Raw genomic sequence first — 12,398 nt, 5'->3', positions numbered from 1 at the left:
GCAATTCACCGTCGAGCGCGCTTTTTTTCCCGCCTGCGCTCGCAACCCGTTAGCCGTGAGGGGCCACAGCGATCCGCGGGATCGACGTGAGAGCTGCATCCTTCACCGCTCCCTCGCCCAGCTGCAGCGCATGTTGACGATATTCGCTTGGACTCATGCGCTTTATCGCGCGGAAGCGTCGGTTGAAGTTCGAGATGTTGCGGTAACCGCAATCCATGGCGATGTCGGTGATACTGGCAGTGCGGACGCCAAGCAGGCGGCACGCCTTATGGACGCGCAGAATATTGACGAAGTCGACGAACGTCTGCCCGGTCGCCGCTCGAAAGAACCGGCTGAACGAAGCTGCCCGCATGCCGAGACGCTCGGCGATCTCGGCCTGGCTGATCTCGAGCTCCAGGTTTTCGAGCACATACCGGTGCACGATTTCGATGCGATGCCGGTTCACCGGCGTGATGTCATTGTTGAGGCGATAGTCGCTGGCCGCGAGCTGCTTGCGGTCCTGGCACTTCGAGAGCAGATGAAAAACATTCAACAGTCGCAACAGGCGGTCCAGTCCGCGCTGCGCCACCATCGCATGCAACAGCTGGCCGACCTCCGCTACCGTCGGTCCATGGAAATGCAGGCCGTTGGCGGCGTCGGCCAGCAGCCGAGCTATCGCTCGCGTTTCGGGAATCCGGTCGAACAATCCGCCCAGGTCGCTTTCGCAAAACTGTACGACGATCAGCTCCGCCGAGTGGCGGCCGACGCCCTGTACGTCGTTCTGCCAGCAATGCGGTAGATTCGGGCCGACTAGCACCAGGTCGCCGGCGCCGAAGTGTTCGATGCTGTCACCTACGAAGCGAGTGCCCTGCCCACGGATGAGCCAGGTCAACTCGAACTCGCGGTGATAGTGCCAGGTGTGATCCGCGGACAGGTCTTCGCAGGAAAAGTGCAAGCAGCGGAAGCTGCTCTCCGAGTCGGTTTGGACAGATTCGAAGCGAGCATCCAATGCCTGAGGCGCGCGTTCGCGGGTCGCGGTTCGCTTCCGCACCCATGCGGTGCCAGCAATCGCTTCCGCCGCGCCCCTGCCATTGTATGTCTTCATCGAAGCTTTCATCGATTGCTCGAGTACAGCTACGCCGGATTGATCGAAGTCCAGGCAGCGTCGGCCCGACTCGAGGCGATCGCCGCTTCGATGAATCGCATTCCTCGCAATCCGTCCAACGCACCCGGCAATGGATGCTCGTCGGCCTCGCCATGCGCGCCCCGCGAAATCTCGATGAGCGCCGCGAAGTCGCGATACAACTGGCCGAAAGCTTCGATGTAACCTTCCGGATGTCCACTGGGCACTCGCGTGGCGCGCGCCGCTGCCGGACCCGCGCCGGCTCCACCACGCGAGACAATCTGCGGTGCCTGACCCAGCTTCGCGATTCGCAACTGATTCGGATGCTCCTGAATCCATTCCAACGAGGCGCGCTCGCCATACACCCGCAGGCGCAAGCCGTTTTCGTGTCCGGCCGCCACCTGGCTCGCCCATAGCAGACCACGCGCTGCCCCGTCGAACCGCAACATCATCTGCGCGTCATCGTCGAGCCTACGCCCGGGAACGAAGGTGGACAGCTGGGCAGCCACGGCCTGACATCTCAATCCCGTTACGAACTCGGCGAGATGAAAGGCGTGCGTGCCGATGTCACCAACGCAGCCGCCCGCGCCGCTGCGGGCTGGATCGGTGCGCCATTCGGCTTGCTTCTGACCGGTGCTCTCGAGCGGGGTGCTGAGCCACTCCTGGGGGTATTCGACCTGCACGACCCGTATTGGTCCAAGCTCGCCGGCGGCGACGAGCGCGCGAGCCTCACGCACCATCGGGTAACCGCTGTATGTGTGCGCGAGAGCAAAGACCGACTTGGTGCGCTTCGCTGCGTCGACGAGGTCCTGCGCTTCCGCCACGCTGATCGTCATGGGCTTCTCACAGAACACGTGGATGCCCGCGTCGAGGAAGACGCGCGCAGGCCCATGATGCAAATGATTCGGCGTAACGATGGCTACTGCGTCGATGCGGTCCGGTCGTCGTGCCTCTTGTTCCGCCATCGTGCGATAGTCCGCGTAGCTACGCTGATCGCTAACATGCAGCTCCTCGGCGCTCGCGCGCGCGCGGTCGCCATCCGATGAAAAGGCTCCCGCTACCAGCTCGAAGCGATCGTCGAGCCGCGCCGCCATGCGATGTACCGCGCCGATGAAGGCGCCCTGGCCTCCGCCAACCATGCCCAGTCGCAGTCGCTTACGCATGTTGCTTCAACCCCAGCAAGTCACCCACCAATGCATGATCCACATTGGAATTGGCGAAGTCGTCGAACGCCTTGTCGGTCACTTTGATCGTGTGCTGAGAAATGAACCTAGCACCCTCGGCGGCACCGACGGCGGCGTCCTTGAGCGCACACTCCCATTCGAGCACGGCCCACCCGGGATAGTCATAACGGGCCAGGCGAGAGAAGATCCCGCCGAAGTCGACTTGACCGTCTCCGAGGGAACGGAAGCGCGCGGCGCGCGCCAGCCAGGGTTGATATCCGCCATACACACCCTGACGCGGTGAAACGTTGAACTCGGCATCCTTCACATGGAAAGCTCGGATTCGCTCGTGATAGACATCGATGTACCCGAGATAGTCGATGTGCTGCAGCAGGAGATGACTGGGATCGTAGAGCATGTGGCAGCGTCGATGGTTGCCGACGCGCTCCAGAAACATTTCGAAGCTCACGCCGTCGTGCAAATCCTCGCCCGGATGAATTTCGAAGCACACGTCGACGCCCGCGTCATCGAACGCGTCGAGAATCGGCCGCCAGCGTCGCGCCAGTTCCTTGAATGCCTCATCCACCAGCCCCGGAGGCCGCGGCGGCCAGGGATACATATACGGCCACGCAAGCGCGCCGGAGAAAGTTGCATGCGCGGTGAGTCCGAAGTTTCTGGAAGCCTTCGCCGCCAGCAGCAGTTGCTCGTTCGCCCATGCCTGGCGCGCGACCGGATTTTGGTGCTGCGCGGGCGGAGCGAAAGCATCGAAAACACGATCGTAGGCAGGATGCGTCGCGATCAGCTGCCCTTGCAAATGAGTCGACAGTTCGGTCACGGCCAGTCCCAGCGCCGCCAGTTTTCCCTGAATCTCTTCGCAATAGCTCTTGCTGTTCGCGGCCGCGGCCAGATCGAACAGCCGCGCATCCCAGGTGGGGATCTGCAGACCCACGAACCCCAAGTCCGCCGCCCAACGGGCGATCGATTCCAGCGTGTTGAACGGCGGCGCATCGCCTGCGAACTGCGCCAGAAAGATCGCCGGACCTTTGATCGTTTTCATCGAACCCCCTCAAGACGTGTTGCGCTCGTACGGCCAGTTCGCTTGTGAGAAGACGCCGCCGTCTACCCACACCGTCTGACCTGAAATGAAAGCCGCGGCCGGCGAGGCGAGGTAGAGCACTAGCGCGGCAACGTCGTCGGGACGCCCAACTCTGCGCATTGGCGTGATCGCGGACCACGTCGCCGCATAATCGCCGGCCTCCGCCTGCGTGCGCTCGATCTCGATCGCACCCGGCGCGACGCAGTTCACTCGGATGCCATGAGGCCCGAGCTCGACTGCGGCAACCTTGGTGAGTTGCTCGATCCCGCCCTTGGACGCCGTGTAGTCGACCAGTTTTGGGAACGCCAGTTTGTTGCAGCCCGAGCCGATGTTCACCACCGCCCCGCCCTTGCCTGCCGCAACCATGCGACGCGCCGCGGTCTGCGTGTTGAGGAAACAACCTTTCAGGTTGGTGCGGATCACGCGGTCCCAGCTCGCCTCCTCCAATTCGAGCAACGACGCCCACGTCTGAATCCCGGCGTTGTTGACCAGCAAGTCCGGGGCGCCGTGCCAGAGATCGACTTGCTCGTAGAACTCATCGACTTCGGCCTTCACGCCAACGTCACAACGCAGCGCAAGGACGTCCGCACCGGCGACCCGTGCGCTGGCGGCTGTTTGCTCGGCCTCAGCTGGACTGCGGAAGTAGCTGAATGCGACGTTCCAACCCGCGCTGGCCAGTGCGTTGACGCAAGCACGACCGATCCCCGTGCTGCCACCGGTGACGACTGCGAGACGGCGTCGTGGCTCGCTCACGCTTCATTCCTCTGCAAAACCTGGTAAACGCGCTGACGCTGCTCGCCCAAACCCTGGATGCCGAGCGCTATCTCGTCGCCCGGCTTCAATGCAAGGGGCGGCTTCTGTCCCATGCCAACGCCCGGAGGCGTGCCGGTGCTGATGATGTCGCCGGGCTGCAGGCTCATGAACTGGCTGATGTAGTGCACGAGGAACGGCACATCGAAGATCATGTTGCGGGTATTGCCTGCCTGCATGCGCTTGCCGTTCACGTCGCACCATAACTCGAGATTGCTCACGTCGGGAATCTCATCCGGAGTCACCAGCAACGGCCCGAGCGGTGCAAACGTATCGCAGCCTTTGCCCTTGTCCCATTGCCCGCCGCGCTCGAGCTGATATGAACGCTCGGACACATCGTTGATGACGCACAATCCTGCCACGTGCTTCATGGCATCTTTGGCGTGGACGTAATGCGCAGGCCTGCCGATGATCACACCCAGTTCCACTTCCCAGTCACTCTTGACCGAGCCGGGCGGCAGCAGCACATCGTCACAAGGCCCGCAGATCGAGGATGTCGCTTTCATGAAGACCACCGGCTCGGAGGGAATGTCCATACCGGCCTCTCTTGCGTGGTCCACGTAGTTGAGGCCGACGCAGATCAGTTTGCCGACGCGCGCAACGGGCGGCGCAATGCGAACCAGCTCATCGAGCAAGGGCAGCCGATCAGGGTCGATCGCACGAAAGGAAGTGAAGTTGCCGGCCAGATGAGCCGCGGTGAAATCGCCGATCAAACCATGCAGGTCGCGATATCGACCCTGACGGTCGACCATGCCCGCCCGCTCTTGTCCTGGCTCGCCGTATCGAAAGAATCGCATTGTCTGCTCAACCCCGCCTGCTCAGCCAAATGGCCATGATCATTTGTCTCTTACTTCCAAGCTTACGCACCGCTCGCGTGCTCACCGCGCCTCGCTTGCCAGCAGCACGCGATGCAATGTCGCTGCCCATTCGTTCGCCATGTGGAAGAACGAAAGATGATTGCCCGGAAATGGCACCAGGCTGGCGCCCAGTTGCGCCGCTAGCGCCTGGGATGCTTCAGCGTAGAACCGTTTCTTGCGCAGCGACTCCTCGCCGACTGCCACCACCACTCGCACCTCACTCTCTTTGAGTGCGGCGATGTCTGGAATGTAATTGACCACTGGCAGCAGCTCGACTTCCATGGACACCTCGGCATTGCGCTCGGCGCTTACATACGCTGCTGAGTGCTCCTTCTTGAATGCATCTGCCAGCTTCGCGGCCTGAGCCATCTGTCCTATGGGCAAGCCCGCGAGCAGCGCGAACCGCAGGGCAGCCGCTGTCGTGCCGAACTTAAGTGACGTCTTGTATACGCTGGCAATAGACCTGCGCCATCGGGCGGCATTCTTGAGCAACGCCAGCAGGGGCGGCTCGTGAGCTACCAGCAACCGCACCGCTTCCGGATATCGTTTTGCGAGATCCAGACCAATGATGGCGCCACTGCTGCTGCCGAACACGACGGCGCGGTTCTCGCCGGCCGCCCGCAGCACGGCCAGGGCATCCCGGCTCTGTTGACTAATCTCGAAATTCAGCGGCGCTTTACTGGTGCTCCGCGCGTTCGCTCGCCGGTCGTATGTGATCACTCTGTAGTGCCGGGCGAGGAGGTCAGCCAGCGGGTAGTACCACCACGAGTCGCCACCACCACCGCAAATCATCAGCAGCGGCGGTCCGTCGCCACGCACCTCGTAGAACAGGTCATCGCCCTCGTTTGTAGCGCGACCACTCCTGGTTCGATGCTGAAACTGTGAGATCTGCATAAGTCACATTGATTGCAAAAAGCGCCATCCGTGGCGGAAGCACGCTGAACACGTGCGGATGCGCGTTTCCTTGCGCACCCGCACGGTCAGCAGGGGGCCTGTTAGAATTTGTACCGGGCGCCTATCGTGTAGCGACGGCCCAGCACGTCATAAGTTGACGGATAGGTGTTACCGCTGTTGAAGCCGAGACCCAGTCCCGAGCCAACGATCGGCGGGTCCTCGTCCAACACGTTGGTGATGGTCAAGGTGAGCGACAATTGGTCGATCAGCTCGACGCGGGTGGTCAGGTCGAAGTAGTCCTGCGCGTCGATCTTGGCGTAAGGCGCGTAGATCGTCGTGCCCTCTTCCACCTTCGAGCCGCCGATGTGTCGCCACAACAGCGAAACGTCGTATCGGCCGACAGTCAGTGTCGTGCGTTGATTCCAGCTTGTCTCCGGTTGGATCGACAAGCAGTTGTTGCCGTACCTGGAAACGCAGTCATGCGAGTCCGAGGTGGGTGTCAGCTGAGAAACGGCGCGATTCGTCCAGTTTCCATCTAGGGCGAAGGACAGCTCTCCGAAGCTCAGTTCATGACGGTAGTCCACCGAGAAGTCGATACCGTCGGTGAGCAGGCGGCCGAGGTTGGCGAGCGGCAACGGAAAGCCACCAACTTCGGAGAACGAGCCGGTCAACTCGCCGGTCAGCACGTTACGGCGCACTGCTGTGCATGCCGGATTGGTCGCTGCGGCCGCCGACGGATTCAGCGGGTCAGCGCCGAAACAGGCCAGGATCGCATCCGCAGTGGTCGGCGCGCTGATCGCATCCGTCACTTCGATATTGTAGTAGTCAAGAGTGATAGCCAGGTTGGGCAAGAACTCCGGTTGGAATACCACGCCGATGGTGTAGCTATCAGACGTCTCCACTTTCAGCTCGGGATTGCCGCCGGCCACCACGTTGACCAGGCCGCTTGGCGGCTGCGGAATCACGCCGATGCTGGCAACAGGTGCGCCTTGCGCGAGACACACCGCGCGCAGGTTTGCATTCAATGTGGGCGCGACTCCGGCGCACGGATCAGTAGCCAGATTAGCGAGAGCGCCCGTGCGCGGAGCAAACAATTCCCCAACACTCGGCGCTCTGGCGCCATGCTGGAACGTACCGCGGAACCGCAGGCTATCCACCGGCGCCCAGGTGCCGCCGGCCTTCCAGGTGTTGTTTGTGCCGGCCGTGGAGTACTCCGAAACTCGCCCGCCGAGCTCGGCCGTCAAGCTCTTGATGAACGGCTTGTCTTCGATAATCGGAGCGATCAACTCGACAAAGCCTTCGGTCACGTTGTAGCTGCCGGTGGAATCGATGACCGCGGCGGCGCCGAGGACTTCGCCTGGCGTTTGCGAAGCCAGGTCGGAACGATTGGCAGCCTGATAGTCGCGATACTCGCCACCGACGGCGCCACTGAGCTGGTTGGATGCCCACGGGGAGGAAATCCCGAGGTCCGCCGAGATGACGCCGCGAAGGGTCGACAGAGAAGTTAACGTCCCAACGGTCGTTGCAGTGTTGAAGTAGTCGCTCATCTCCGGCGTGATACTGCCGGCCGCGCCAAACAAGTTGATCGGCACACAGTTGCCGCCGACTCGGCACTCCGTCGTGCTGACCGCGTCGAGCGCGTTGACGAAGCGCGAATACAGACCCTGTCCGGTCGAGCGCGTCTGCTGATCGCTTTCGCCGTAGGTACCGAACAGATCGAAGTTGATGTGCTCGGTGATGGATCCGCGAACGCCGGCCCTGAACTGGAACATCGTTGTCTTGAACTCCTTCTCGCGCAGGCCCGACTCGACGAAGCGGCGATTGACGCTGGTCCTGAACGTACGATACGCAGGGTCAAATGGATCGGTGGTGGCTGCCGCCGCATCGCAGTCCGCTACGCTCAGTCCGTTCGCCGCACAGAACTGCGAGCGAGCCAGCGCTGGCAGGAACGGATTGCTGTAACTGATCTCGAACGACTGACCGAAGGTTCCACCCGGTGCGTTGAGCTGCGAGATCTGGTTGCGAACGAACATTCCCTCACCATAAAGCTCGATGCCGTCCGCAACTTCGTAGTGCGCTTGACCGAACAGGTTGAACCGCTCGTAGGGCACCTGATACAGGTCCTGCTCGTTGAAGTTGAAGCCGGTGAAACTAGTGGTCGCCGGGAAGCCGCCGGTCTGAGGATCGATCTGGTAGGAGCTCGCGCCAAGCGAAAAGCGGGTCGGCACGGTGGTGCCGGACAACAGCGGCTGGCCATTGAGATACGACAACGCGTACTCGCCGAAAGGGCGCTCCCCTTGATACACCGGATCGGCATTCTGATAGCCGATACTCAGCGTCGCGTTGCCCCGGTCGTCATCGAGGTTCGCGCCGAAAGTGGCGTCGACGCGGAAGTGGTCGCCGTCGCCGCGCTCGGTTCTGCTGTCAGAAACATCGAATTGGGCGCCGGAGAAATCCTTCCTCGTGATGAAGTTGATGACGCCGGAGACGGCATCCGCGCCATACGTGGTGGAGGCGCCGCCGGTAAGCACGTCGACGCGCTCGATCAGCGCCAACGGAATGTTGTTCAAGTCGGCCTGCCCGTCCAGACCCACCGGGGTCAGGCGCGCGCTGTTCAGCATTGCGATGTTGCGATTGACACCGAGGCCACGCAAGTTGACGAAGGCGGCGCCGCGCTGGCCGTTGCCGGTATTGGAACCGACGTTGCCGACCACTCCGGGAACTTCGCGCAGAAACTGTTCCGCGCTGTTCACCTGCTTCAGTTGGATCTCGTCGGCGCCAATGACGCCCACCGGACTCGACTGCTCGAGGTTCGGATTGGTGACCAGCCGGCCGGTGGTGACGATGACCGTTTCGATTTCCGTGTCGGCCGGTCCTACGTTGGTCGAAGCAGGCGAATCCGATTGCGCCGCATGAAGCTCCTGCGCGCCCGTGCTCAGGGCTAGCAGGCTCAGTGATATTGCTCGAATACGCATGTCTCTCCCCATGTTGTCAAAATAGCGGCGCTAACCGCGGAAACCAGTGCTCGAACTCTTCATCGAATCGTCAGCGTATCTCTCCGGACTCGTAGGCCACGCAGGCATTTACACGCCGGCGCGTTCATCTCGACTCACGTCAATGCAAACCATCGTCGACGGCGTCGGTTTCTGGCTGTAAGGACAGTCCCGCACCGCTCGCCGCATGGAGCAGGAGCACGGCGAAATCTCGTTCGACGTCTCCCCGCTCGATCGCGCTTTGGACCACGTCTCTGGTAAGTTGCACGAGCGGCAGCGTCACGCCGAATTTCTCGCCTGCCTTCAAGCCCAGATCGAGATCCTTGCGCAGCAGCGGTAGCGTGAAGGTAGGCTTGAATTCGAGGTGCACGAGCGCCGGAGTTTTGTAGCGCGTGAAAGTCGATCCCATGACGCTGCTGTTGATGAAGTCGAGAAAGGCGTGTCGTGTGATTCCAGCCTTCTGCGCGAGCACTGTGATCTCGGCCAATGTCTGGATGACCGTGCCCAGCAACAGGTTGTGACAGATCTTCACGATGCGGGCGCGCTCACCCTCGCCGACGTAGCTGACGCCTACGCCCAATCGTTGCAGGAACGGCCGAACCGTCTCATATGTAGCGCTTGGACCGGACACCACGACCGTGAGTTTGCCGGCCTCGACGACTTTGGCGTTGCCACTGACCGGCGCCGCCAGCATCTGCGCGCCACGTTCGAGCGCAGCTGCGCGCACCTTGACGGACATTTCTTCCGAGACGCTCGAGCAGTCGACGAGGATCTTGGGCGCGCGTTGCCCGCTCAACAGACCGCGCGAGCCGGCCACGACCTCCCACAAATCATCCGAGGTCGAAACCATCGTGAATACCACATCACAACCGGCGAGGTCAGCCGGTGTATCGACGATCTTTGCACCAAGCGCGGCTAGCGGCTCCGCTTTGCTGCGTGTCCGGTTGAATACCTGCACGCTGCATCCTGCGCGCAGCAACCGCGCGGCCATGGCAAAGCCCATGCGGCCCGTGCCGATCCATCCGATAGTCATTCGCGGCAGATCCTGAGTGGTCATTCACAACGCTCCCGTCAACGCACCTTATTTGGCATTCGCCCACGAATGCACACGTGTGCATTAACTATACTCAGAATTTCCGGTGCCGCAAGCATTTGTTGAGAGCGGCCACTCGAGAACTGTTGTTGAGGCGCCCGTAAGCTTCGCCTAATCTCACGCCCCATGAGAAAATCGCCGCCAGGGATCAAACAGATCGCGAAACGCGCCGGAGTTCACCACTCGACGGTCTCGCGAGTTCTGAATCCGAAAACGCGCAGCATGGTTTCCGAGGAGATGGCTGATCGCATCCTCGCAATCGCTGAAGCTCTGAACTACCGCCGTAACCCGCTCGCCGCGGGGTTGAAAACTCAGCATTCGTACACGGTGGGAGTGGTTGTGCCGGACCTCACCAACCCGGTCTTCCCTCCGGTGGTACGCGCAGTGGAGCGCGTGCTCGCCAAAGAGGGTTACGTGACGATGCTGACCGACTCGGACAACAGTCGGGATATGGAACGCACGATCCTCGCCTCACTTCGAAGCCGGCAGGTGGACGGGCTCATTCTCGCCACCGCGCTGCTGAACGATGAGATCATTGCCGAGTGCCGTGAGCACAAGACGCCAATCGTGCTGGTGAATCGCACGGTCGCCGATGAAAGCATCCCCAGCGTTGTGACCAACGACCTGTACGGAATCCGCCTTGCGGTCGAGCATCTGCTGCACCTCGGGCACCGGAAGATCGCTTATGTGGGCGGGCCGTCGAACACTTCTACCGGACGGGACCGTCGGCAAGGATTTCTCGCCGCGGTAGAGGAATATCGGCTGAAGGCCGATCCGAAGCTCATTGCCGACGCGCCGTCGTTCACAATCGGGGCGGGCCGCGACGCATTACGCCTGATATTGCAGAGCAAGCGTGCGTTCACAGCGGTGGTGGCCGCGAACGACATGCTGGCTCTAGGCTGTTACGACGCGCTCGCCGAGGCGAACCTCAAGTGTCCCGGCGACATCTCCGTCACCGGCTACAACGATATGCCCTTCGCGGACCGCTTCACGCCCCCGCTGACCACGCTGCATATCCCGCATGAGGAAATGGGCGCGCAAGCGGCGCAACTGCTGCTGCGCCGGATGCGTGACGCTGATACGAAGGCCGGCTCCCTGCATCTGGATCCGGCACTCGTGGTGCGAGGATCCACTGCCAAGCTGAGTAGGTGAGACGATACCCCGGCTCACACCGCCAGAGCTTTTGACCAATCCGTGGTTTCGATGGTCCGTTTCAATGCCGCCAGATAGGCGGCGGAGTACGCGCCGTCCATCGCCCGATGGTCGAAGGATTGCGCAAGGATTCCCACTGGGCGAATCGCAATGGCGTCGCCAGCGGCGCTCTCGATCACGACCGGACGCTTGCGTATTCCGTCCATCGACAGAATTGCAACCTGCGGCTGATTGATGATCGGCGCGGTAATCAACGTGCCGAACGTGCCGGAGTTGGACAGCGTATATGTGCCGCCCTTCATGTCGTCCGGATTCAACTTCCCATTGCGCGCCCTACTGGTCAGATCGAGCAGACGCACTGCCAATTCGCCGACGCTGAGGGCGTCGGCGCGATGGATGACCGGCGCAAGCAAGCCTTCGAACGCAAGATCCACGGCGATCGCCAGGTTCACGTGAGGGTGAACATGCAGCGATTCTCCCTCGACGCTGGCGTTGATGATTGGAAATTCCTTGATCGCACGACACACGGCATACGCCAAGAACGGCAGGAAGCTGAGCCCTTGGCCGCGACGTGCGCGCCAGCTTGCCTGAGCCGATTCGCGAGCTGCCGCCACTTGCTGAAAGTCAACTTCGATAGCCTGTAAGACGTGCGGGCTACGGGCTTTTGACATCACCATGTGTTCCGCTGTTCGCTTGCGCAGGCGATTGAACGGAACGACGTGACTGGTGGGTACCGAGGCGCCGGTCGTGAGCAAGTCGCGCTTCCTCACTCGCCCATCGCGGCCGGTGCCAGCAATCCCGGTCGTGTCGATGCGCTGCTCTCGCACGATACGACGCACCGCCGGGGACAATGGCCGGCCATGCGAATCGCGCTTCGGAAGGCTGCTCCATCGGCGCGCCTTGGGCGTGTTCTCGCCTTGTGCGTTGAGTGCCAATCCGGCGGGAGTTGCGGCGGCCGCTGAGGGAGTCGACATATTGTCTTGCGGCGCGCTGGCCTTCGCGCCCTGCTCCTCGATTTCCGCTAACGCAACTCCCACCGCGACTGTTTCTCCCGCGGGCACCAGGATCCGCAGCACGCCTGCGGTGGGCGAGGGAACTTCGGTCGCCACCTTGTCTGTCTCTATTTCGAACAGCACATCGTCCGCCGCAACCGCATCGCCGTCGCGTCGGTGCCAGGCCACGATGGTTCCTTCGGTGACAGTCTCGCCGAGTTGAGGCATTAGAATCTTCATGCGCGC

10 protein-coding genes are annotated in these 12,398 nt (G+C 61.8%); 1 reads left to right on the top strand and 9 read right to left on the bottom strand.

The window, feature by feature from the left end; genetic code table 11:
- Positions 1–49 precede the first annotated feature (49 nt).
- The 8 genes from EK373_RS23305 to EK373_RS23270 all read right to left on the bottom strand — a co-directional run bounded on the left by EK373_RS23305 (position 50) and on the right by EK373_RS23270 (position 9,972).
- The gene (locus EK373_RS23305; protein ID WP_198683580.1) at positions 50–1,084 is read right to left on the bottom strand and encodes an AraC family transcriptional regulator; all 1,035 of its coding nucleotides are present in this window, start codon (positions 1,082–1,084) and stop codon (positions 50–52) included.
- 29 nt (positions 1,085–1,113) lie between these two features.
- Positions 1,114–2,265 carry a Gfo/Idh/MocA family protein gene (locus EK373_RS23300; protein WP_198683579.1) on the bottom strand — a complete coding sequence of 384 codons (1,152 nt, stop codon included), beginning with the start codon at positions 2,263–2,265 and terminating at the stop codon, positions 1,114–1,116.
- Complete coding sequence (locus tag EK373_RS23295; RefSeq protein ID WP_129646448.1) at positions 2,258–3,322, bottom strand: sugar phosphate isomerase/epimerase family protein; 1,065 nt, start codon at positions 3,320–3,322, stop codon at positions 2,258–2,260. The genes EK373_RS23300 and EK373_RS23295 overlap by 8 nt, the downstream gene beginning before the upstream one ends.
- A 9-nt stretch (positions 3,323–3,331) precedes the next feature.
- Positions 3,332–4,114, bottom strand: a complete 783-nt coding sequence (locus EK373_RS23290) for an SDR family NAD(P)-dependent oxidoreductase (RefSeq protein WP_129646446.1) — start codon at positions 4,112–4,114, stop codon at positions 3,332–3,334.
- The gene (locus tag EK373_RS23285; protein WP_129646444.1) at positions 4,111–4,968 is read right to left on the bottom strand and encodes a fumarylacetoacetate hydrolase family protein; all 858 of its coding nucleotides are present in this window, start codon (positions 4,966–4,968) and stop codon (positions 4,111–4,113) included. The genes EK373_RS23290 and EK373_RS23285 overlap by 4 nt, the downstream gene beginning before the upstream one ends.
- Before the next feature lie 81 nt (positions 4,969–5,049).
- Positions 5,050–5,922 carry an alpha/beta fold hydrolase gene (locus EK373_RS23280; RefSeq protein ID WP_129646442.1) on the bottom strand — a complete coding sequence of 291 codons (873 nt, stop codon included), beginning with the start codon at positions 5,920–5,922 and terminating at the stop codon, positions 5,050–5,052.
- A gap of 101 nt (positions 5,923–6,023) precedes the next feature.
- The gene (locus EK373_RS34060; protein ID WP_129646440.1) at positions 6,024–8,897 is read right to left on the bottom strand and encodes a TonB-dependent receptor domain-containing protein; all 2,874 of its coding nucleotides are present in this window, start codon (positions 8,895–8,897) and stop codon (positions 6,024–6,026) included.
- 139 nt (positions 8,898–9,036) lie between these two features.
- Positions 9,037–9,972: an NAD(P)-dependent oxidoreductase gene (locus tag EK373_RS23270; RefSeq protein ID WP_129646438.1), complete on the bottom strand. Its 936-nt coding sequence runs from the start codon at positions 9,970–9,972 to the stop codon at positions 9,037–9,039.
- A 162-nt stretch (positions 9,973–10,134) separates the two neighbouring features.
- On the opposite strand from EK373_RS23270, the gene EK373_RS23265 reads away from it, so the two are divergent.
- Positions 10,135–11,160 carry a LacI family DNA-binding transcriptional regulator gene (locus EK373_RS23265; protein WP_129646436.1) on the top strand — a complete coding sequence of 342 codons (1,026 nt, stop codon included), beginning with the start codon at positions 10,135–10,137 and terminating at the stop codon, positions 11,158–11,160.
- 14 nt (positions 11,161–11,174) lie between these two features.
- On the opposite strand, the gene EK373_RS23260 is transcribed toward EK373_RS23265, so the two are convergent.
- A complete protein-coding gene (locus EK373_RS23260; protein ID WP_129646434.1) occupies positions 11,175–12,392 on the bottom strand; it encodes a dihydrolipoamide acetyltransferase family protein in 1,218 nt (405 codons plus the stop codon).
- Between the last annotated feature and the right edge of the window lie 6 nt (positions 12,393–12,398).

The organism is Peristeroidobacter agariperforans (assembly GCF_004138335.1).
Taxonomy (GTDB): Bacteria; Pseudomonadota; Gammaproteobacteria; order Steroidobacterales; family Steroidobacteraceae; genus Steroidobacter; species Steroidobacter agariperforans.
Note: the sequence above shows the minus strand (reverse complement) of the source record. Positions and strands in the feature narration are given on the sequence as shown.